Here is a 21,214-nt window from a genome sequence, read left to right as displayed (position 1 = left end):
ATGACCATGCGCACGGGGACCCTGTCGGGCCCACGAGGGTTGGCCTTCAGCCGAGGGCTGTCTGCGTTACCAATGCTGGTCGTCCTGATGCTGACCTTGCTGGCTGCGGTGGGCGAAACCCTGCACTCCCGCCTGCTGGAGGTCGGTGGTGCCACTTGGCCGGACTATTTCAGCCTGCGGGTGCTTGACCAGGTTTCGTCACCGTCCTGTGAGCGCCAGCCCGACCTCGATCAGGCAGTTGAGCAGGCGGTGCATGACCGGCAGCGGGAGCTGGCGAACGACCCGTTTGCCGACGTGTTTGGTGGTGATATTGATCGAGCTGCTATTCGCGCATCGTTGCAGGCTCAGACCGCTGCCTGTGAAACCCAGTGGCGGAGTTGGCAACGTCTGCAGGCCCTGGATACGCCCGCGGTGCGGGTGTATGCCACGATTGAGGCCGGGCTGGCCCAGGCCGTGGTGCTGGTGACCGGTAACCGCCGGGTGCTGCTGGGGTTAATGCTGCTGTTCTGTGCCGCTGCTGCGACCCTGCGTCGCCAGCACATTGCCCTGCGGCCGGTGGAGAGTCAGCGGGACGACCGGGTGGCAACCCTGGCGCAATTGATCGCCAATGGTCTGCTGACGCTGTCCGCGCTGTTGTACCGTCAGCAGGAGCTGGCCCAGGCCGCCGCCGGGATGCCGCTGGCCCATCTTTTTATGCACGATGTCTGGGTGGCCGGTTTCGGCGGGTTGACCCTGATCTCTGTCTGGCAGCTCCGCCAGCCCCGAACGGATCTGCCGGCGGGCTCGTCCTGGAACCGGGCGCTGCTGAGCATACCCCTGTACAGCTTCATGTGCCTGACAGCGGCTGCCCAGTTTGCTTGGCACGGTTTCTATCACGGTATTGCCGTGTACCTCAATATGATGGCCGAGCTGTCAGCCTTGTTCCTGAGCCTGGGGTTGTACGTCTGGGTGGGCATGCTGCTGGCGCGGACTCATCTGCCCCGTAAGGTGTTTGACCTGATCCGGCCCTGGGAATTGCCGCCCAAATGGCTGGGGGTGGTGGTGCTGTTGCTGACGGCATTGCCCACGGCCTACAGCGGTGCGTCGGGGATCTTCATCCTCGCTGCTGGTATGACGCTCTACCGGGAATTACGCCGCGCCGGTACCTCGGAGCAGCTGGCGCTGGCGACCACCGCGATCTCAGGCTCAATGGGCACCATGCTAAGGCCGTGCCTGCTGGTGGTGATCGTCGCCACCCTGAACAGCAGTGTCACCACCGACGAGTTGTTTACCGCGGGTGCCCGGGTGCTGTTGCTGACGGCCCTGCTGTATACCCTCTATGTGCTGGTGTTGGGCGGCAAGTCGACGCTGCGGATTGCTTCGCCGACGCGGGCGCTGCCAGGTATGGTGCGTGCGCTTGGGCCATTGCTGCCCTACATCGCCTGCTTTGTCACCGTGGTGATGGCTTGGGAATTCCTGCTTGGTCGAGGGCTGGATGAGTTCTCGGCACCGGCCATCCTGCCACTGGTCATGCTGCTGGTGGTGGCGATGGAGCGGCTGATACTGAAGGAAGGTGACCCCGATGACCCAATCGAACAGCCGACACCGACGCGTTTTCGTGATGCGGTCATGCGGGCGACTGACGATTCATCTGCGTTGATTGGTGCGCTGTTAATGCTGATGGCTCTGTCGGTCAGCATGGGCGGACTGATCGAGCGTTCTGGGCTGCTGGAGCTGTTTCCCCGCGACCTTGAATCGGTGTGGCTGACCCTGGCATTGCTGATGGGCATGCTGGTGATTATTGGCATGATCATGGATCCCTACGGCGCAGTGTTGCTCGTTAACGCGACCTTGGCGCCCATCGCGCTGGAAAGTGGAGTGAATCCGCTGCACTTCTGGGTAATGACGGTGCTGGCCTTTGAGATGGGCTACCTGACACCGCCGGTTGCGCTGAACCACCTGCTGACCCGTCAGGTGGTTGGGGTACCGACGGACTGGGAAAGTCTGCATGGCAGTTTCTGGCAGCGTAACTTTCGCTACATCCTGCCGGTACTGGTGATGGGGACGGCGCTGGTCGTGGTCACGTTTGCGCCGGAAGCGTCGGACTGGGCCTACCGACTGTTGCTTGGCGGAGTCACGGAGCCAGCTCAATAATGTCGGCCAGTTCGCCGTTTCGATAAAGGGTCAGCAAGGCCCGCTCCAGTTTGCGGAGGCGCTCCTGAGGGATGCTGGTATTACAGCCCATGGAGCGCAGGGTGGTGAAAAACACCAGCTCCGGTTCATTCAGCTCTATGCCCTGGGCCCGCGCAATGAGCGGCGCCGCCCGGGTGTCGGCGATCCACAGATCGACGCGGTTGGCCTGCAACATCAGCAGGCCCAGGTACGGTTTTGAGGCCAGGTGAATGTCAAACCCCTGGGTTTGCAGGTACTCACCAACGCCGCTGCCGAGGTAACTGCTGATGCTCCATTGACGGGCATCATCCAGGGTGGCGATGGGGTGGGGGCGATCGGGATGACTATAGAGGCCGTGGCGGCTCACCGAGACCGGGCCAATCCAGCTGAGGCTGGTTTCCCGCTCCTGAGAGCGATCGACGGGAAAGGCACAGGTATTCGGCAGCTCCATGGCCGATCGCAGGGCCCGCTTAGGAGGCTGGAATTCCAGCCGGAACTCGTCACCAGCCAGTTCAAACATTCGCTCGACAACCCGGTAGGCATAGCCGCTGGCTTGCCGGCCTTCCTGCTCATTCACCAGGGGCGGAATGTCAAAGGTCAGCAGGGTCAGCGGTTCGTCCGCCCGGCTTCCGCCACAGGCGGTCAGCAACAGTAGGATACCCGTCAGGCGTCGCAGGATTACCATTGTTCGATGGCCTCCCGATAGGGCAAGGTGACCGGCGTGGGCTGCTGGGTCAGGCGGGGCTTGGGTGCACCGGGAACCTGCAGCCAGTCAGCCTCGGGGCGAGGCGGATTCAGCTGCGGCGCGCAGGAGAGGTCGGGGTCGTTGCCAAGCTCCTCCAGCGTTATATCGATGTCCCGGGCCAGCGCTGTCATGGCTTCTTCTGGCGACGCCTGATGGCGTAGAACCTGGCTCAGGTGTTGCCACCAGTAGCCGGAAAGGGCCGCGTAGTCCGGAACGTTGACCCCCGTTGGTGTCCAGATATTGCGGGCATTGCTGCGATAGAACTCGACCAGGCCGCCGAGGTAGGGCGCCTGTTCGCCAAACTGCTCTGACTCAATGTCGGAGAGCCGTATCGGGGTCAGGTTGACCAGCAGCTTTTGCAGCGAGACGGTCTTCGATACGGTGAACTGGGCATACAGCCAGGCGGCGGCGAGCCGGTCCGCCGGGGTGTTTTTCAGGAAAGTCCAACCCCCGGCATCCTGGTAGCCGGATTTCATGCCCTCTTGCCAATAGGCGCCTCGAGGAGAGGGCGCCACTCGCCAGAGCGGGCGGCCATCCTGACCGGTTACCCTGGAGGTTGGTGCGGTGAGGGCGGGCATGAATGCGGTATACCAAAACACCTGTTGGGCCACCTGGCCCTGGGCGATCCATTCGCCAGACGAGGTAAAGGTCAGCTCAAAGGCCTGAGGAGGCGCAAATTGCTCCAGCCATTCCACATACTTGGTGATGGCATATACGGCGGCGGGGCTGTTGAGCGCCCCGCCACGGGCGACAGACGCGCCGACCGGATGGCACCCATCCATGCGGATCCCCCACTCATCAACCGGGTAGCCATTGGGTAGCCCGGTATCACCAGCACCGGCCAGGCTCAGCCAGGCATCGGATACGCGCCAGCCCAGCGAAGGGTCGGTCCTGCCGTAGTCCATATGCCCCCAGATACGCTGGCCGTCGATTCGTTGGACCCGATGGCTGAAAAACTCGGCGATGTCTTCGTAGGCGGCCCAGTTCTGCGGAACCCCCAGCGGGTAACCGTACTGGGTTTCAAACTGCCGTTGCAGGTCGGGGCGGCTGAACCAGTCGTGGCGATACCAGTACAGGTTGGCAAACTGCTGGTCCGGTAACTGATACAGCTTACCGTCCGGGCCGGTGCCAAAGTCCAGGCCGATGAAATCGTCCAGATCCAGTGTGGGGAGCGTCACCTCAGCGCCTTCCGCCTGGATATAGTCGGAGAGCGCAACGGTTTTGCCATAACGGAAGTGAGTGCCGATAAAGTCGGTGTCGTTGATGTATCCGTCGTAGATGTTAAGCCCGGTGTCCATCTGCGCGCGGATCTTCTTGACCAGGTCGTCCTCCCCGGTCACCTCATGGATCACGTTAATACCGGTAATGTCACGGAAGGCCCGGGCCAGTACGTTGGCTTCGTAGACGTGGGTGTCGATGCGTTCGGAGACCACACGGATCGTCATGCCCCGATAAGGAGCGGCGGCCTGGCTGAACCAGGCCAGCTCGTCCATCTGCTGCTCGTGACTCAGGGTTGATTCGGTGAATTCGTTGGTGAGCCAGCGTTCGGCGGCATCTGTGTACACATCGGCGTGCGCCGGAAATGCCGCCAGGCCCGACACAAGCAGTGGCAAAGTAACTTTCACTGATAGGTTGATCTCAGGTGTCCCGTTCCTCATCCATGTCCCTGGGAGGGCAATGGAACTCCTGCACCAGTTTACCATCATCAACACTCTCAAGGTGGACATCAAAACCCCAAAGTCTGTGAGTGTGACGTAATACCTCTTCGGTGTCCTCGGCCAGAGGAATCCGGTCAATGGGCACGTGGCGCAAGGTGAGCGAACGATCGCCACGCAAATCAACGTTCCAGACCTGAATGTTCGGCTCCCGGTAGCTGAGGTTGTACTGCCGGGCCAGTTTCTCCCGCAGTTGACGATAGCCGGGTTCATCATGGATGGCGGTGACCTTGTAGGCGTCCGCCTGGTCATCGTCTTCAATGGCGAACAGCTTCAGGTCCCGCATCACCTTGGGCGACAGGAACTGCTGGATGAAGCTTTCGTCCTTGAAATTCTTCATGGCGAAATGAAGGGTCTCGACCCAGTCGGTGCCGGCAAAGTCCGGGAACCAGGCCCGGTCTTCATCCGTGGGGTTCTCGCAGATGCGCCGCAGGTCGGTGTAAATGGAAAAGCCCAGAGTGTAAGGGTTGATGCCGGAATACCACGGGCTGTTGAAGGGCGGCTGGTAGATCACCGCGGTATGGCTCTGGAGGAACTCCATCATGAAGCCATCGGTGACCAGCCCCTTCTCGTACAGTCGGTTGAGCAGTGTGTAGTGCCAGAACGAGGCCCAGCCCTCGTTCATTACCTGTGTCTGGCGCTGAGGGTAGAAGTACTGGGCAATCTTGCGCACGATGCGGATGATCTCCCGTTGCCAGGTTTCCAGTAGCGGGGCGTTCTTTTCGATGAAATACAGCAGGTTTTCGTGGGGTTCCTCGGGGTAACGCAGCTTGCGACGGTTCTTTTCCTCGTCGCCGTCCTGGCTCCGGGGAATGGTGCGCCACAGGTCGTTGAGCTGGCGTTGGAGGTATTCCTCCCGCTCTTTCTGGCGGCGCTGTTCCTCGGCGGCCGAGATGGGGGCGGGGCGCTTGTAACGGTCGACCCCGTAGTTCATCAAAGCGTGGCAGGAGTCGAGGATCTCCTCCACCGCATCGACACCATGGCGTTCCTCGCACTGGGCCACGTAGTTCCGGGCAAATACCAGGTAGTCGATGATGGCGCTGGCGTCGGTCCAGGTGCGGAACAGGTAGTTACCCTTGAAGAACGAGTTGTGGCCATAGCAGGCATGGGCGATCACCAGTGCCTGCATCGGCAGGGTGTTTTCCTCCATCAGGTAGGCGATGCAGGGGTTGGAGTTTATGACGATCTCGTAGGCCAGGCCCATCTGGCCACGCTGGTAACTCTTTGCGGTGTTCAGGAACTGTTTGCCGAAGGACCAATGGTTATAGCCAACCGGCATGCCGACGGAACTGTAGGCGTCCATCATCTGCTCTGCACTGATTACTTCGACCTGGTTGGGATAGGTGTCCAGACCGAACTCCTTGGCACACTTGGCAATTTCCTCGTCGTACCGGGCGATCAGGTCAAACGTCCACTCCGAACCGGTGGAAATGGGCTCTCGGGCCGCGGGCTTGCTGGGCGGCGTTTTGGGTGGCTGCTCGATGCTTTCGCTCATGCCGCTTTCCTCTCGAACAACTGACGGAATACCGGATAAATCTCACTGGCGTCGGCAATCTGCTGCATGGCGAAGCTGTTGGAAGCCTCCGCCATGACCTTTTCGTATTCGTACCACAGCATCTGGTGGTCCTGGGGCGTAATCTCTACATAGGCGAAATACTGAACCAGGGGCAGGATGCCGTTCTTGAGCAGTTTGCCGCAGATGGGCGAGTCGTCATTCCAGTTGTCACCGTCGGAGGCCTGGGCAGCGTAAATGTTCCACTCAGACGGCGGATAACGGGCGTCAACGATCTTCTTCATCAACTTGAGTGCGCTGGACACGATGGTGCCACCGGTCTCCCGCGAGTAGAAAAACTCCTCCTCATCCACTTCCTTGGCGCTGGTGTGGTGGCGGATAAAGACCACGTCGATCTTCTTGTAGTTTTTCTTCAGGAACAGGTACAGCAGGATGAAGAAGCGCTTGGCGATGTCCTTGTGCATTTGGGTCATGGAACCGGACACGTCCATCAGGCAAAACATCACCGCGCTGGTGGCCGGTTGTGGCTGTTTCTGATGCTGGCGGAAGCGCAGGTCGATGTCATCGATGAACGGGATACGCCGGAGGTTGTTTTTCAGGCGAAGAATTTCTTCTTCCAGGGCCTCGATCTGGTCTTCGACGCTGAACGCCGGGTCCTGTTCCTGGGGGCTGGCTTTCAGCTCCGCCAGCTGTTGCTCCAGGTCTCGAATCTTGCGCCGACGGGCACCGCCAAGGCTCAGGCGGCGGGCATGGGCGCCCCGCAGCGAGCGGACCACATCAAGGCGGGCAGGGACACCCTGGGTGGAGTAGCCGGCCCGGACATACTTGAACGTCTCGGTGTCTTTGAGTTTCTTGCGGGCGAGGTTGGGCAGCTCAAGGTCATCAAACAGGAAATCGAGAAACTCTTCCTGAGTAATCTGGAATGCGAACTCGTCCATGCCCTCACCATCGGGGCTGGCCTGGCCGCCGCCACCCCCTGCGCCGCCGCCCTGGGGCCTGGGAATACTGTCCCCGGCGACGTATTCGCGGTTGCCAGGGTGAACAACTTCACGCCGTCCACCGCGGCCATGGTGGAAGACCGGTTCCTGAATGTCACGGGAAGGAATGCTGACGCTCTCCCCCCGTTCGATATCGGTAATTGAGCGACGCTGAACCGCGTCCGCTACGGCCTTCTTGATGTGCTGGCGGTAACGGCGGAGAAAACGCTCGCGGTTGACGGCGCTCTTGTTCTTGCCGTTCAGTCGCCGGTCGACGATATGGGTCATTCCCATAACTGCACCTCTTGATAGTCATTTATACCGGGAATCGCTGGGGACTCCGGAACCGCGACCTGCACCGTGCTCCCTGGCATCGGCGCCCGCAGTTCCGGAACCGTCATCCACAGCGCCTTACTGGGACTTGCGGACCCGCAGATACCATTCGGCCAGCAGACGCACCTGTTTCTCGGTATAGCCTCGGTCGACCATGCGTTCGACGAACTGCTTGTGTTTCTTCTGGTCCTCCTGGCTCGCTTTGGGGTTGAAGGAGATAACCGGCAGCAGGTCCTCGGTGTTGGAGAACATCTTCTTCTCGATCACGCTGCGCAGTTTTTCATAGCTGAGCCACGACGGGTTCTGACCCTGGTTGTTGGCCCTGGCCCGCAGGACGAAGTTGACCACCTCGTTGCGGAAGTCTTTGGGGTTGCTGATCCCCGCGGGTTTCTCGATTTTTTCCAGCTCATCGTTGATGGCGGAGCGGTCGAGGATTTCGCCGGTTTCGGGGTCGCGGTACTCCTGATCCTGAATCCAGAAGTCGGCGTAGGTGACGTAGCGGTCGAACAGGTTCTGGCCGTACTCGCTGTAGCTTTCTAGATACGCGGTCTGGATTTCCTTGCCGATGAACTCGACGTAGTGCGGTGCCAGGAACTCCTTGATGAACCTCAGGTAGCGCTCCTGGGTTTCGCTGGGGTACTGCTCCTGTTCAATCTGTTTCTCCAGCACGTAGAGCAGGTGTACCGGGTTGGCGGCAATCTCGGTGGTGTCGAAGTTGAACACCTTCGAGAGAATCTTGAAGGCAAAACGTGTCGACAGCCCCTCCATGCCCTCATTGACCCCGGCGGAATCACGATACTCCTGGATCGATTTGGCTTTGGGGTCGGTATCCTTGATGTTCTGGCCGTCGTAGACCCGCATCTTGGAGAAGATGCTGGAGTTTTCCGGTTCCTTGACCCGCGACAGCACCGAGAATTGCGCCAGCATGTTGAGGGTGTCCGGTGCGCAGGGGGAGCCAGACAGCGAGCTGTTTTTCAGCAGTTTCTGGTAGATCTCGATTTCTTCCGTGACCCGGACACAGTAGGGCACCTTGACGATGTAAACCCGGTCAAGGAAGGCCTCGTTGTGCTTGTTGTTACGGAAAGTTTGCCATTCCGATTCGTTGGAGTGGGCCAGGATAATGCCATCGAAGGGGACGGAGCCCATGCCTTCGGTGGTGTTGTAGTTGCCTTCCTGGGTTGCGGTCAGCAGCGGGTGGAGAACCTTGATCGGCGCCTTGAACATCTCCACGAATTCCATCAGCCCCTGGTTGGCCCGGCACAGGCCGCCACTGAAACTGTAGGCATCGGGGTCATCCTGGGAGAAGTCTTCCAGCATGCGGATATTGACCTTACCCACCAGGGCGGAAATATCCTGGTTGTTTTCATCGCCGGGCTCGGTCTTGGACACGGCAATCTGGTCGAGGATGGACGGGTAGCGCTTGATGACCCGGAACTTGCTGATGTCGCCGCCATACTCGTGCAGGCGTTTGACCGCCCACGGTGACATGATGTTGCTCAGGTAGCGGCGGGGAATGCCGAATTCTTCCTGCAGAATGGGGCCGTCTTCATCCGGATCGAAGAGCCCTAGCGGTGTCTCGTTGACCGGTGAGTCCTTGATGGCGTAGAACGGCACCTTCTGCATCAGTTGCTTGAGTTTTTCGGCCAGGGAGCTTTTACCGCCCCCGACCGGGCCGAGCAGGTACAGGATCTGTTTCTTTTCCTCCAGGCCTTGGGCGGCGTGGCGGAAGAAAGACACGATGTTTTCTACGGCTTCTTCCATGCCGTAGAACTCCGAAAATTCCGGATACCGCTTGATGACCTTATTGGAGAAAATCCGTGACAGGCGGGTGTCCCGCGAGGTGTCAACAAGCTCAGGTTCGCCGATGGCCAACAGCATCCGTTCCGCTGCCGTGGCGTAAGCGGCTTTGTCCCGCTTGCAGATCTCCAGGTATTCCTCCAGGGAATACTCTTCCTCCTGGGTTTCGTCATACCGTGTCTTGAAGTGCTGCACAATGCTCATGGTTACTCCTCGCTCCTGAGACCTGGCTGCTGAACCCGCATGGATGTAGGCGGTGATGGGTGTCAGTGTTCAGCAGTCCTGTCTGTTATTTATGATCCACTCATTGTTCCCCGTTCGTTGGCAACGCGCTTGGCGCTTGGATTTTGTGTTATCGGTGGGAATGGGTGCCTGTTCTCCGACATTTCCTTCGGCTAACTGGACACCGACAAGTTCAGCTTAGTTCAGTCTTTGAGCATTGGACAGGCAGCAATGGGTTTTGTTTCCAGAAAAACGGTGACCATAGGTTGCCGTCCTGTGGCCCCGGCATTGGCTCCGGTGATCGCCTTTTTCGGTCGGTTGTGCCGTCAACAACCAGTGCTGAAGAGGCTACACTTTCACTCTAAGACTGTGCACGTTAATGGGTGGCTCGAAAGATCATGCTGAACTGGATCAAACGCCGTTTGGGCAACAACGACCTCCAATGGGAAGGCCCGGTGGTACCGGAACCGCGAGTGCAATGCCCGTGTTGTGACTATATCTCGCTGGCGGAACGCGGGAGTTACCAGATTTGCCCGGTGTGCTTCTGGGAGGATGACGGTCAGGATGTGGATGAGCTGGATGCGCCTTCCGGCCCCAACCATGGTCTCACCTTGCGTCAGGGACGCAGGAACTTCCATGATTTTGGGGCCTATGAGTCTGATATGGCGAAGTACGTGCTCCTGCCGGAGCAGCGGAGCCGGTTCAGGCTGCAGGAAAGGCAGCTCTGATCACGGCGTTATAGCTTGCTCAGACGGAAGACACTCTCGGTAGCGCCGCAGCTGAGTCCCCGGCGCTTGGCGAATGGATTGTCGCGCGCCATGTCCTGCTTGGACAGCAACTCGACGTCGTAATCCTCCCCGAACAGGGCACGAACCTCCTCGTCGCTGACGTTGAATGGCGGGCCCTTCATTTCCTCACTGTTGTAATCCAGTGTGATCAGCAGGATGTTGGCACCATCCGGAAGGATGGCTGTCAGGTGGTCGACGTACTTCTTGCGCATCCCTGGTGGCAGGGCGATCAGCGCTGCCCGGTCGTAGACCAGACGAACATTCCTGACATCATCCGGCACCAGCTGGAAGAAGTCGCCGCACCACAACGACAGCGTGTCATGGCTGAATTTAGTGAACGGCTCGCCGGGGTGTACATTGGCTTTCTCTCCCGCTTCCGCAAAAAAATCCTTACAGGCAATGTCGCTGAGTTCAATCCCTATGACGGGGTGGCCGAGGTCGTTGAGCCACCACATGTCGTGGGCCTTCCCGCACAGCGGAACGAGAACGGTGTCGTCGTTGTTGCCAACCATCAGCGACCAGTGGTCGCGCAGGAACTGGTTCACCGTGCCTTCGTGAAAGCCAATTTCCTGGTTGGCCCAGCGGTCGTGCCAGAATTCGTGTTCCATGATGGATCCCTGCTCTGAGTGGATAAAGGGTTGTTAACAAGTCTACATCATCGTCATCAAGGTGAGAGGGGTTTTGGATAATGACGGCGAAATTGCCCACTATGTCCATGAAAGCAAGTAATGTCATAGACTTATTCAGGGTTGGCCCGATTCTGTGTAATCTGGTGCTCTATTTATGAATGAAACAGGGGTTGTCGGATGAATGCCGTCTTTCTGGATGCGATCACTTTGGGGAACGACGTTGACCTGTCCCCCCTGACTCATGTGGCCGATACCCTCACAACCCACGACCGCACGGAACCTGATCAGGTCATTGAGCGTTTGCAAGGCTTTGATACGGTGCTGGTCAACAAGGTCATGATTGGCCGAAAGCACTTTGAGGCTTGCCCGGACCTGAAGCTGATTGCGGTGATGGCCACCGGGGTTAATAACATCGACCTGGTGGCGGCCAGGGAGCATGGGGTGCGGGTGGTCAATGTGGTGAACTATGGTCGCTCCACCGTGGCCCAGCACACCATGGCACTGATGTTGGCGTTGGCGACGCGGCTGGTGGACTACCATCGGGACGTACAGGCAGGGCGCTGGGGCCGCAGCGACATGTTTTGCCTGATGGATCATCCCATCATGGAGCTGGAAGGGCGAACCCTTGGCATTGTGGGCTACGGCGATCTGGGCCGCGGGGTCGCCGAACGGGCTCGTGCGTTTGGCATGAAGGTTCTGTTGGGCGCCCGTCCCGGGCAGCCCGTTGGCGAGGTCGACGGTTACCCGCGGATCCCCCTGGCTGAATTATTGCCCCAGGTGGATGTGCTGTCGCTGCACTGCCTGCTGACGGATGAAACCCGTCACCTGATCGGGGCCAAGGAGCTGCAGCAAATGAAACCCGATGCCCTGTTGATCAATACCAGCCGCGGCGGGCTGGTGGATGAGCAGGCCCTGGTGGATGCCCTTCGAGCGGGGGTGATCGGTGGCGCGGGCTTTGACGTACTCACCGAAGAGCCGCCCCGGCACGGCAACCCCTTGCTGGCTGACGACATTCCCAACCTCATTGTTACCCCGCACTCGGCCTGGGCGAGCCGCGAAGCTCGTCAGCGTATTGTGTGGATTACCGCCAGTAACCTGGAAGGTGTGCGTTCCGGCGGCCGGGCGCACTATGTGGTGTAAGCTCGCCGTGACAGGCGCCGGCAAGACTGCCCTGGATTACGCCGGGGCGTCATTTACAGCGAACAGACAGTAGGACATGGTGTGACTACGACGTCATTGAAACAGCGGTTGAAAGCGGCCGAAGACTGGATACTGGCCAATCCGAACCCTCCGGTCCAGCGACCCTGGACCTGGCTCTATTCCGTTGGGCGAACAGCCTATGCCCTGATCAGGGACCTGGTGACCGGGAACCTGGCGCTTCATGCCATGAGCCTGGTGTACACCACCCTGCTCAGCATCGTGCCATTGCTGGCACTCAGTTTTTCGGTGCTCAAGGCCATGGGGGTGCACCAGAAGCTGGAACCCTTGCTGTTCCAGTTCTTCCAGCCCATGGGGGAACAAGGTATTGAGCTGGGCGAACGGATTCTGGGCTTCGTGGATAACATGAAGGTTGGGGTGCTTGGGTCGGTGGGGCTGGCCTTGCTGGTCTACACCGTGATTTCCCTGGTGCAGAAGATTGAACGCTCATTCAACATGATCTGGCGGGTGCCGGAAATGCGCTCCATGGCCCAGCGGTTCAGCAACTATCTCAGTGTGATTATGGTGGGGCCGTTGCTGATGGCGGCGGCCATCGGTCTGACGGCGACGATCCTGGCATCCTCGTTTATGGTCAAACTGATGGAGATTGAGCCTTTCGGTTCGGTCATAGTGATGCTCAGCCGGTTGATGCCATTTTTCCTGGTGGTGGGCGCCTTTACCTTTGTGTACATCTTTATGCCCAATACCCGGGTGAAGCTGCGCTTCGCGATGATTGGCGGGCTGATCGCCGGCGTGACCTGGCAGGCCGCGGGCTACCTGTTTGCTTCGTTTGTGGCGGGGTCGGCCAAGTATGCCGCCATCTACTCAAGCTTTGCCATCGGTATTGTCCTGCTGATCTGGGTCTACGTGAACTGGATGATCCTGCTCCTGGGGGCCAGCATCACCTACTACCTGCAGAACCCGGGAGCGATCTCCAAGCACCAGAAGGTGCCGCTGTCGCCGGAGTTGCAGGAGCGCGTCAGTCTGGTGCTGATGTGGCTGGTGGCGAAACCGTTCAGTGAAGGTAAGCCAGCGCCGCAACAGGAGGTGCTTGAGCGCCAGTTGCACGTGCCGGCGGAACTGACCCGAGAGGCCAGCGACAAGCTGATCCGGGCCGGCCTGCTGATGCTGGCCGGAGAGGGGGGGGACCTGCTGGTGCCGGCGCGGTCGCTCGATACCATTACGGTGCAGGATGTGCTGAATGCCTCACGCCGAGACGAAGAACGTATGGTGGCGAGACTGCCGCGGGTGCTGCCGGAGGCATTGATGGTGCAAAGCGTTGCCAATGGAAACGAGACCCTGGCGGAACTTCTGCGTCAGGGCAGTGAGGCGACGCCTGATCGTAAATAGCTGTTTGCTGATGTGCAGTCACCGGGCCCATAGGGCCCGGTTCTCGTTTAGGGCTAGAACCCCAGAGACTGACCAAAGACAAAGACGAACTGGCAGACGCCCGCGGCGAAGCCAAGGAAAGCGCCAACCAGGATGAGTTTGACCTCGTCTTCCTGGAAGCAGGGGCGCAGCAGGTCCTGAAACTCCTCAGACGACAGCGCCACCATGCGCTCTACCATGATGCTCTTGACGGCTTCGGCCCGGTCTTTCTGGAAGACCGGGTTGTTGAACGAGTTCTGGGAAATTTCGATGGCCTTCTCACCAACCTGGTTTTTCAGGGTGGCAAAGCCGGTGGGGCCGAAGGCCATCTGGGTGAGAGCTTTGGCCATGCCAGCGGTTTCATCCACCAGCGGCTTCATATGCTTCTTAACCATGTTGCGAGCGCGCTCGCCGTTGGTGCCATTCAGGATCGAGCTGATGATGTTGCCAACGGTCAGGATTTCGTGGGTCACAATGTGGCAGAACGACTCGGCGACCGCTTCCTGGCGCCGAAGGAACAGACCCTGGATCTTGAACGGGCCGACTTTTTTGGGATGCAGCGGGCGGAAGATAACATTGAGGGCGATCCAGTTGGTGGCCCAGCCCACCAGCAGGCCGAAGACCGGAAGTACCCACCAGCCCTGATAGAAATACCAGACGGCCATCTGAACCAGGCCGAAGAGGAAACCGAAGTACAGCCCGGAGTTGATGATAAAGCGGAACTCAACCTCGCCGCACTCCTGGAAAATCCGGTTCAGCAAACGCTTGTCGGCCACCAGGCGGTCGATGACCATGCCCTTGATGTCCAGCAACCCCTCAATGTTGTCGGAGATGTCGTCCACCAGGCTGTCGATCTGCTGGGGCATGGACTTGCGAACCCGGTCGTAGACCATCTTACGGGCGGATGCTGGCAGATTTTCCCAGAACGTGGGGTACTCCTTCAGCATCATCTCATCAACATACTCCTCCACCCTGGGGTCGACGGTTTCGAGGACGTGGGCCGCCAGCACCTTTGGGTCAATCTGCTGGAAGATTTCCTGCACGGTGCCGATTTTGGAGATGGTGGCATCGACACTGATGGACGCCATTTTATGGGCTTTGGACGGAATGATTCCCTGCCAGCCCAGTAGCGGTGGCCGACCGACGAATTCCAGAGGATAAAACGTCATTTTGATGGCCAGCCAGTTGGTGCTCCAGCCAATCAGGGCGGCAACTACAGGAATGCTGAGGTACTGCCAGAATTCTGCCTGTGATAAGAGATTCGTCATCTGGAACTCGCGTGTTGTTTTATCGTTTTAGTGTTATTAGGTTCCGCGCTATGGTGATGCGGAAGCGCCCCGCTCAGGCGCACTGTGGTCAGGAGTTGTTGACGCAATCGCAGGATGATGTTGTCAGTCAGGTAATCTTGTCAATGACTAGGCCGCCGCCGGGGGGGAGACGCAATAGCCACTCAGAGGTTCCCGTTTCCGTAATCCCCCCATAGCCACTGGCACAGAGCAATGGCCGCAACCGGCGCGGTCTCCGTTCTAAGAACCCGGGCTCCGAGGGTGGTTGGGATAAAACCGCGCTGTTCCGCGGCCTCGATTTCCGGGGCGGTCAGGCCGCCCTCCGGCCCAATGAGTAAGGCGACTTCGTCGGGCCGGGTAAGTGACGCCAGCGATTGGCTGGAACGGTGGTGCAGTACCAGTCGGACGGCGGTGTTGCGGGTGTAGTCGAACCACTCATCCAGTGTCATGACCGGGGCAATCTCGGGAACCACGGCACGCCCGCATTGCTCCGCCGCACTGATGGCCACGCCGCGCCAGTGACGCAGGCGTTTTTCCTCGCGGTCGCCTTTCAGCCGCACATCACAGCGCTCGGACACCAGCGGCACGATGGTGGTAACGCCCATTTCGACGCTTTTCTGGATGGCGTAATCCATGCGGTCGCCCTTGGAGAGGGTTTGTCCCAGTACCAGTTTCAGCGGCGATTCGCTGTTGTTGTGGTGAGGCTCCCCAATCGCAACAATCACCTCGCGCTTGCCCACCTGCTCAATAATGGCCGGGTAGTCCATGCCATCGCCATTGAACAGTTCCAGGGCATCGCCGGACTGCATGCGCAGGACCCGGCCAACATGCTGGGCGGCATTGTCGTCCAGCGGTACGTTTTGTCCTGCGGCCAGTGGCGCCGGAGTGTAAATCCTGGGGATTCTCATGGCTTAGTCCCTAACGGCGATTTCAATGCCTTCCGCTGCAACCTCGGCCAGATGTTGGATCTGATCCTCGGTGATGACGTAGGGGGGCATGAAGTAAACCACGTTGCCGAGGGGGCGCAGCAACGCCTGACGGGTCAGGGCGTGCTGGTAAACGCGGAGGCCGCGACGCTCCTGCCAGGGGAAGGCGGCTTTGCTGGCCTTGTCCTTCACCATTTCGATTGCAAGGGTCATGCCGTGCTGGCGGATGTCGCCCACGTTGGGGTGGTCCGCGAGGTGAGCTACGGAGTTGGCCATGCAGGCGGACAGACGCTTGTTGTTTTCGATGACGCCGTCGTTGCGGAAGATATCGAGCGTGGCCAGGGCAACGGCACAGCCGATCGGGTTGCCAGTGTAGCTGTGCGAATGCAGGAAGGCCCGCAGGGTGTCATAGTCGTCGTAGAAAGCGTCGTAGACCTTGTTGGTGGTCAGGACTACCGACAGCGGCAGATACCCGGCAGTGAGTCCTTTGGACAGGCACATGAAATCCGGGGTGATGTTGGACTGCTCGCAGGCAAACAGGGTGCCGGTGCGGCCAAAGCCCACGGCAATTTCATCGGCAATCAGATGCACGCCATAGCGGTCGCAGGCTTCGCGAAGTTTGGTGTGGTAGATCGGGTGGTGCATGCGCATGTGGCCAGCGCACTGGATCAGCGGCTCAACCACCACCGCACAGATCTCATCGTGCTTCTCGGCCAGGATCTGTTCCATAGCCTCAAACTGGCGTAGGGCGTAGGCTTTGTCGGTTTCCCCGGGTTCCTTGTTATAGGCATCCGGTGAGGGCGCGGTGATGACTTCCATCAGCAGGGGCTGGTAGGTGTCCTTATAAAGGGCCACGTCGCCGAGGGCGAGAGCGCCCAGGGTTTCCCCGTGGTAGCTGTTGCTGAGATTGACGAAGTTCTTCTTCTCCGGCTTGCCGTGGTTTTTCCAGTAGTGGTAACTCATCTTCAGTGCCGCTTCGATGGCGGAGGAACCATTGTCGGCATAGAAGCATTTGTCCAGCCCCGGAGGCGTGACTTCAATGAGCTGCTCGGAAAGACGCACCACCGGCTCATGGCTGAACCCGGCGAGGATCACGTGCTCAAGCTGACCAATCTGTTCCTGGATCGCCGCATTGATGCGGGGGTTGGCATGCCCAAACAGATTGACCCACCATGAACTGACCGCATCGATGAAACGGTTGCCCTCAAAATCCTCCAGCCATACACCTTCGCCACGCTTGATGGGTATCAGTGGCAGGGTTTCGTGATCTTTCATCTGGGTGCAGGGGTGCCAGACAGCTTTGAGGTCTCTTGCGACGAGTTCTGCGTTGCGCATGGTCAGGTCTCCTATTGGCCCTCGATAGAGCAGTGGTCTTGGTGGGGCCACATCATACTGGGGTCGCGGCACTGGATGCCAGCTCTGTGGCTGGATTGCCCGTGGCCGATGGTCTCGCGGCCAATGTGGCAAACGGGGGGCAATCGCACAATGGATTAAATAAAAAATTCGGAGACAGTTTATGGAACTGGAAGTTGCACACGCCTACGATGCCGGTCTGGACAAGGTATTGGAGGCGTTTCTTAGTGAGGGGCACATCCTCGCCAAGAATGACAAAGTGGGCGCACGTAATGTCCAGATTAAAGAGTTGAGCCGTACCGATCAGACCGCCAAGCTGGTGTTCAGTCGGGAACTGAAATCCTCTGCGGCCGTTCCGGGCTTCCTGGCCAGTTTTGCCCGGGAATGGAATCAGGTTCGCCAGGAAGAACACTGGTTTCGCAAGGACGATGACGAGTGGCACTGTGAGTACCGGGTTCACCTCGAAGGCGTCCCCGCGAAGATCAAAGGCACCATGCGCCTTCAGGGAAATGGTGAGAGTTGTACCAACCACGTATCGCTGGATGTACGCTGTGATTTGCCGCTGATCGGGAAGAAAGTGGCCAAGTTCATTCTTGACGACTCCCGCACCAAAATGGATCTGGAGCACGGCGTCAGCCGCACGCTCATCAACGACGACCTGTAAGCCTGCAGGCCTCGTTATCTTGACCCCCTGACTGTGGCGGCACTCCTAGCGCCCCTCAGGCAGGGAGTCGAACCACTTCTCATAGATGGCTCGATAGGTGCCGTCACGTCGGATCTCCTCCAGCGCACTGTTTACCTCGTGGAGCCAGTCGCTGTCTTTTCTGAACGCAATGCCGTATTGCTGTCCCTGATACAGTGGTCCTACGGTTTTGACGTGCCCTTCGCCCCGGTTGCGGGCAAAGAACCCCACATTGGGGGCATCGAACAACACCGCGTCTACATCTCCGGCCATCAAGGCATTAAACATCTCATGACTGTCGGGGTAAGCAACGACGCCGTGACTGTCGCCCAGTTCGGACAGCAGGAAATCGTAGCTGGTACTGCCCAGCTTGGTGCCGACCAATAGCCCTTCAAGGTCGTCGATCCGATGAACCCGGTCATCGTCTTCACGAACCAGGATGCGCAGACCCGAATCGTAATAGGGGGTGGAGAAGTCGATGATGGCGCGTCGTTCGGCGGTAATCGTAATGCCGGCGATGGCGAGGTCCACATTGCCGGTCTGCAGTGATGGGATGATGCCGTTGAAGTCCATGGTGCTGACGCTGTAATCGAAGCCTGCACGGGCAGCGACGGCGGCCAGGATGTCCATGTCGAAGCCAGTCATGCGGCCGGTTGCGGGGTCCATCATTTCGAAGGGCACGAAGCTGGGGTCTGTCACAACCTTTAGGGTGTCTGCGCCAAGGGGCGTTGTGGCCAAAACGCAGGCAGTCGTGACAACGGAACAAAGCCACTGTTTGCTCATGGTTGAACTCCCTGTCAGACCGTTGGGTTCATTCAGGAAGTGTAGACCATGACGCCGTTCGGGCGGGAAGGTTGGAGTAAGAATGGCCCCTCCCCGGATCGGGAAGGGGCGGATAGGGCAGTGTCAGAAAGCGATTTTTTCGCGCTCGCCAATGCCCAGGTTCTGCCAGATATCGATGCTTGGCTCGGCCTGGTTGAGGGTATAGAAGTGAAGGCCCGGCGCTCCGGCTTCCAGCAGCTTGCGGCACATATCGGTGACCACTTCTTCACCGAACTTGCGGATGCTGTCGGCATCGTCGCCGTAGGCTTCCAGCTGCTTGCGGATCCAGCGGGGAATGTCGGCACCGCACATGTCGGAGAACCGCACCAGGTTGGAGAAGTTGACGATGGGCATGATGCCGGGGACCACTGGAATGGTCACGTTCATCTTCTCAAGCCGGTCGATGAAGTAGAAGTAACTGTCCGCATTGAAGAAGTACTGGGTGATGGCACTGTTGGCGCCAGCCTGTACCTTGCGGGCAAAGTTCTTCAGGTCGTCCTCGGCGTTACGGGCCTGGGGGTGGAACTCCGGGTAGGCGGCCACTTCAATATTGAAGGTGTCGCCGCTGTGCTCGCGGATAAACTCTACCAGTTCGTTGGCATAGCGCAGCTCACCGGAGGCTCCCATCCCGGACGGCAGGTCACCGCGAAGGGCGACAATCCGGTTGATGCCGTTGGCCTTGTACAGGTCCAGCAACTCCGCCACGCTCTCGCGGGTTCCGCCTACGCAGGACAAGTGCGGTGCGGTGGAGATGCCCTGCTTGTGCAGGTTCAGTACGGTTTCCACGGTCCGGTCACGGGTGGAGCCTCCGGCGCCGAAGGTGACCGAGAAGAAATCCGGGTTTACGCTCGCCAGGCGGTCACGCACGCCTTGCAGCTTTTCCTTGCCCTGGTCGGTCTTGGGCGGGAAAAACTCAAAGCTGAAGCGTCGTTTAAACTGCTTTTGGGATTCCATGAACTGCTCCCTGATCTTGGTCTGACAGCCCTGAAGGGCTGATCAGTACTTGTAGCTGTCTGGCTTGTACGGGCCTTCGACCGGTACGCCAATGTATTTCGCCTGGTCTGAAGTCAGCTTGGTGATCACGCCACCGAAGCCTTCCACCATCGCGCGGGCAACTTCTTCGTCCAGATGCTTCGGCAGTACCTCAACGTACACCGCGTCGGCACGCTCGGCTTCTGGCAGGTCGGCAAACTTGCGCTCGAACAGATACATTTGCGCCAGCACCTGGTTAGCGAAGGAGCCGTCCATGATCCGTGACGGGTGACCGGTGGCGTTGCCCAGGTTTACCAGGCGGCCTTCGGACAGCAGGATCAGGTGGTCGTTGCTGGCGCGGTCGCGGTAAACGAGGTGAACCTGCGGCTTAACTTCGTCCCATTCCCAGTTCTTGCGCATGAAGGCGGTGTCGATTTCGTTATCGAAGTGACCGATGTTGCACACCACGGCGCCGGACTTCAGGGCCTTCAGCATGTTGGCATCGCAAACATTGAAGTTACCGGTGGTGGTGACCAGCAGGTCGGTCGTTGCCAGCAGGTCTTTGTTGATGCCATCTTCGGTGCCGGTGTTTACGCCGCCAAGGTAAGGGGAGACCACTTCAAAGCCGTCCATGCAGGCCTGCATGGCACAGATTGGGTCGGCTTCGGTGACCTTGACGATCATGCCTTCCTGACGCAGGGACGCTGCAGAGCCCTTGCCTACGTCGCCATAACCGATAACCAGGGCCTTTTTGCCCGCCATCAGGTGGTCGGTGCCGCGCTTGATAGCGTCGTTGAGGCTGTGGCGACAACCGTACTTGTTGTCGTTCTTGGACTTGGTGACCGCGTCGTTGACGTTGATGGCTGGTACTTTCAGGCTGCCGTCGCGGAGCATTTCCTGCAGGCGGTGGACACCGGTGGTGGTTTCTTCGGTGACACCGTGGCAGTTGGCCAGGATGTCCTGATACTTGTCGTGGAGCAGGGCAGTGAGGTCGCCACCGTCGTCCAGGATCATGTTCGGTTCCCAGCCGTCGATGTCGGCGCCAACAGTGCGCTCAAGGCACCACTCGTACTCTTCCTCGGTTTCCCCTTTCCAGGCGAAGACCGGAATGCCCTGGGCGGCGATGGCAGCAGCGGCATGGTCCTGGGTGGAGAAGATGTTGCAGGAGGACCAGCGCACATTGGCACCCAGTTCCACCAGGGTTTCGATCAATACGGCGGTCTGGATGGTCATGTGGATGCAGCCCATGATGTTGGCGCCTTTCAGCGGCTGCTCACCCTTGTACTTGTTACGCAGGGCCATCAGTGCCGGCATTTCGCCTTCGGCGATCTGGATTTCCTTGCGACCGTAGTCGGCCTGGGAAATATCGCGGACTTTGTAATCCTGGTTGGCGTTCAGTTGCTCTGCCGGAGTGCTCATGGTGTTCTCCTGTCGCTTTCTGTGATTTTTACAGCCTGTTTTTCGGACTGCTGAATTTGCGCATTTCGGGGGTGGGGCGGCCTTCCGCGGAAGGCCGCCCCCACACCCTCTTTTAAGCTTTGGGTGCTTGCCGTCGGGGATACCCCGAACGGTCAATTTCGTTATTGAAAAACTGTCTCCGCTCTATCAAGCGGTGGTGAGGTGAAGCCTTTGCGGACTATTGGAGGCCATGGATGGCCGGAAATAAGCGTACATGGATGTACTCGCAGCGTGTCCGCAAAGGCTTCACCTCAGCGCCGCCACCTCCAGAGGTGGCGGG

At 59.1% G+C, this 21,214-nt stretch carries 17 protein-coding genes; 5 read left to right on the top strand and 12 right to left on the bottom strand.

Features of this window, described 5'->3' with window-relative positions; translation table 11 throughout:
- Complete coding sequence (locus BMZ67_RS16440) at nt 1-2,133, top strand: TRAP transporter large permease subunit (protein ID WP_217642513.1); 2,133 nt, start codon at nt 1-3, stop codon at nt 2,131-2,133.
- On the opposite strand, the gene BMZ67_RS16435 is transcribed toward BMZ67_RS16440, so the two are convergent.
- The 5 genes from BMZ67_RS16435 to BMZ67_RS16415 form a co-directional block, all read right to left on the bottom strand.
- Nucleotides 2,114-2,836 carry a substrate-binding periplasmic protein gene (locus BMZ67_RS16435; RefSeq protein WP_092025763.1) on the bottom strand — a complete coding sequence of 241 codons (723 nt, stop codon included), beginning with the start codon at nt 2,834-2,836 and terminating at the stop codon, nt 2,114-2,116. The two genes, BMZ67_RS16440 and BMZ67_RS16435, sit on opposite strands and share 20 nt — an antisense overlap.
- Nucleotides 2,830-4,554, bottom strand: a complete 1,725-nt coding sequence (locus tag BMZ67_RS16430) for an ABC transporter substrate-binding protein (protein ID WP_092025760.1) — start codon at nt 4,552-4,554, stop codon at nt 2,830-2,832. The genes BMZ67_RS16435 and BMZ67_RS16430 overlap by 7 nt, the downstream gene beginning before the upstream one ends.
- Nucleotides 4,535-6,106, bottom strand: coding sequence for a SpoVR family protein (locus tag BMZ67_RS16425; protein WP_092025756.1), 1,572 nt, complete (start codon nt 6,104-6,106; stop codon nt 4,535-4,537). The genes BMZ67_RS16430 and BMZ67_RS16425 overlap by 20 nt, the downstream gene beginning before the upstream one ends.
- Nucleotides 6,103-7,389 (bottom strand): YeaH/YhbH family protein, encoded by a 1,287-nt coding sequence (locus BMZ67_RS16420; protein ID WP_245750022.1) that lies wholly within the window; start codon nt 7,387-7,389, stop codon nt 6,103-6,105. The genes BMZ67_RS16425 and BMZ67_RS16420 overlap by 4 nt, the downstream gene beginning before the upstream one ends.
- 123 nt (nt 7,390-7,512) lie before the next feature.
- On the bottom strand, nt 7,513-9,435 hold the full coding sequence (locus BMZ67_RS16415; RefSeq protein WP_092025750.1) for a PrkA family serine protein kinase: 1,923 nt from the start codon (nt 9,433-9,435) through the stop codon (nt 7,513-7,515).
- A 416-nt stretch (nt 9,436-9,851) separates the two neighbouring features.
- Here BMZ67_RS16415 and BMZ67_RS16410 point away from each other — a divergent pair, with 416 nt between their 5' ends.
- Nucleotides 9,852-10,181, top strand: a complete 330-nt coding sequence (locus BMZ67_RS16410) for a CPCC family cysteine-rich protein (protein ID WP_092025747.1) — start codon at nt 9,852-9,854, stop codon at nt 10,179-10,181.
- A gap of 8 nt (nt 10,182-10,189) precedes the next feature.
- Here BMZ67_RS16410 and tmpT read toward each other — a convergent pair whose 3' ends face one another.
- Nucleotides 10,190-10,849, bottom strand: coding sequence for a thiopurine S-methyltransferase (gene tmpT / locus BMZ67_RS16405; RefSeq protein ID WP_092025745.1), 660 nt, complete (start codon nt 10,847-10,849; stop codon nt 10,190-10,192).
- A 198-nt stretch (nt 10,850-11,047) separates the two neighbouring features.
- Between tmpT and BMZ67_RS16400 the strand changes: the two genes are divergently transcribed.
- Nucleotides 11,048-12,010, top strand: a complete 963-nt coding sequence (locus BMZ67_RS16400) for a 2-hydroxyacid dehydrogenase (protein WP_092025742.1) — start codon at nt 11,048-11,050, stop codon at nt 12,008-12,010.
- Nucleotides 12,011-12,091: 81 nt separating this feature from the next.
- Nucleotides 12,092-13,417 (top strand): YihY/virulence factor BrkB family protein, encoded by a 1,326-nt coding sequence (locus BMZ67_RS16395; RefSeq protein ID WP_092025739.1) that lies wholly within the window; start codon nt 12,092-12,094, stop codon nt 13,415-13,417.
- 53 nt (nt 13,418-13,470) lie between these two features.
- Here BMZ67_RS16395 and BMZ67_RS16390 read toward each other — a convergent pair whose 3' ends face one another.
- The 3 genes from BMZ67_RS16390 to BMZ67_RS16380 form a co-directional block, all read right to left on the bottom strand.
- Entirely contained in the window at nt 13,471-14,703 is a 1,233-nt protein-coding gene (locus BMZ67_RS16390; protein WP_092025736.1) for a DUF445 domain-containing protein, read from the bottom strand.
- A 182-nt stretch (nt 14,704-14,885) separates the two neighbouring features.
- Entirely contained in the window at nt 14,886-15,629 is a 744-nt protein-coding gene (locus BMZ67_RS16385) for a 16S rRNA (uracil(1498)-N(3))-methyltransferase (RefSeq protein WP_092025733.1), read from the bottom strand.
- Nucleotides 15,630-15,632: 3 nt separating this feature from the next.
- Nucleotides 15,633-16,982, bottom strand: a complete 1,350-nt coding sequence (locus BMZ67_RS16380) for an adenosylmethionine--8-amino-7-oxononanoate transaminase (RefSeq protein ID WP_092025730.1) — start codon at nt 16,980-16,982, stop codon at nt 15,633-15,635.
- Between the two features lie 181 nt (nt 16,983-17,163).
- Between BMZ67_RS16380 and BMZ67_RS16375 the strand changes: the two genes are divergently transcribed.
- Nucleotides 17,164-17,664, top strand: coding sequence for a DUF2505 domain-containing protein (locus BMZ67_RS16375; RefSeq protein WP_092025727.1), 501 nt, complete (start codon nt 17,164-17,166; stop codon nt 17,662-17,664).
- 45 nt (nt 17,665-17,709) lie between these two features.
- On the opposite strand, the gene BMZ67_RS16370 is transcribed toward BMZ67_RS16375, so the two are convergent.
- The 3 genes from BMZ67_RS16370 to ahcY all read right to left on the bottom strand — a co-directional run bounded on the left by BMZ67_RS16370 (nt 17,710) and on the right by ahcY (nt 20,895).
- Nucleotides 17,710-18,465 carry a transporter substrate-binding domain-containing protein gene (locus BMZ67_RS16370; RefSeq protein WP_092025724.1) on the bottom strand — a complete coding sequence of 252 codons (756 nt, stop codon included), beginning with the start codon at nt 18,463-18,465 and terminating at the stop codon, nt 17,710-17,712.
- Between the two features lie 123 nt (nt 18,466-18,588).
- Nucleotides 18,589-19,458 carry a methylenetetrahydrofolate reductase [NAD(P)H] gene (metF, locus tag BMZ67_RS16365; RefSeq protein WP_092025721.1) on the bottom strand — a complete coding sequence of 290 codons (870 nt, stop codon included), beginning with the start codon at nt 19,456-19,458 and terminating at the stop codon, nt 18,589-18,591.
- Between the two features lie 42 nt (nt 19,459-19,500).
- Entirely contained in the window at nt 19,501-20,895 is a 1,395-nt protein-coding gene (ahcY, locus tag BMZ67_RS16360; RefSeq protein ID WP_092025718.1) for an adenosylhomocysteinase, read from the bottom strand.
- Nucleotides 20,896-21,214 lie beyond the last annotated feature (319 nt).

Source organism: Marinobacter zhejiangensis, assembly GCF_900114775.1.
GTDB lineage: Bacteria > Pseudomonadota > Gammaproteobacteria > Pseudomonadales > Oleiphilaceae > Marinobacter > Marinobacter zhejiangensis.
Note: the sequence above shows the minus strand (reverse complement) of the source record. Positions and strands in the feature narration are given on the sequence as shown.

Bases quoted from the DNA above. Each gene is read 5' to 3' on its own strand.
- BMZ67_RS16370 (WP_092025724.1), bottom strand. From the start codon at position 18,465: ATGAGCAAACAGTGGCTTTGTTCCGTTGTCACGACTGCCTGCGTTTTG.
- BMZ67_RS16390 (WP_092025736.1), bottom strand. From the start codon at position 14,703: ATGACGAATCTCTTATCACAGGCAGAATTCTGGCAGTACCTCAGCATT.
- ahcY (WP_092025718.1), bottom strand. From the start codon at position 20,895: ATGAGCACTCCGGCAGAGCAACTGAACGCCAACCAGGATTACAAAGTC.
- BMZ67_RS16400 (WP_092025742.1), top strand. From the start codon at position 11,048: ATGAATGCCGTCTTTCTGGATGCGATCACTTTGGGGAACGACGTTGAC.
- tmpT (WP_092025745.1), bottom strand. From the start codon at position 10,849: ATGGAACACGAATTCTGGCACGACCGCTGGGCCAACCAGGAAATTGGC.
- metF (WP_092025721.1), bottom strand. From the start codon at position 19,458: ATGGAATCCCAAAAGCAGTTTAAACGACGCTTCAGCTTTGAGTTTTTC.
- BMZ67_RS16375 (WP_092025727.1), top strand. From the start codon at position 17,164: ATGGAACTGGAAGTTGCACACGCCTACGATGCCGGTCTGGACAAGGTA.
- BMZ67_RS16425 (WP_092025756.1), bottom strand. From the start codon at position 6,106: ATGAGCGAAAGCATCGAGCAGCCACCCAAAACGCCGCCCAGCAAGCCC.
- BMZ67_RS16410 (WP_092025747.1), top strand. From the start codon at position 9,852: ATGCTGAACTGGATCAAACGCCGTTTGGGCAACAACGACCTCCAATGG.
- BMZ67_RS16440 (WP_217642513.1), top strand. From the start codon at position 1: ATGACCATGCGCACGGGGACCCTGTCGGGCCCACGAGGGTTGGCCTTC.
- BMZ67_RS16380 (WP_092025730.1), bottom strand. From the start codon at position 16,982: ATGCGCAACGCAGAACTCGTCGCAAGAGACCTCAAAGCTGTCTGGCAC.
- BMZ67_RS16385 (WP_092025733.1), bottom strand. From the start codon at position 15,629: ATGAGAATCCCCAGGATTTACACTCCGGCGCCACTGGCCGCAGGACAA.
- BMZ67_RS16420 (WP_245750022.1), bottom strand. From the start codon at position 7,389: ATGACCCATATCGTCGACCGGCGACTGAACGGCAAGAACAAGAGCGCC.
- BMZ67_RS16435 (WP_092025763.1), bottom strand. From the start codon at position 2,836: ATGGTAATCCTGCGACGCCTGACGGGTATCCTACTGTTGCTGACCGCC.
- BMZ67_RS16415 (WP_092025750.1), bottom strand. From the start codon at position 9,435: ATGAGCATTGTGCAGCACTTCAAGACACGGTATGACGAAACCCAGGAG.
- BMZ67_RS16430 (WP_092025760.1), bottom strand. From the start codon at position 4,554: ATGAGGAACGGGACACCTGAGATCAACCTATCAGTGAAAGTTACTTTG.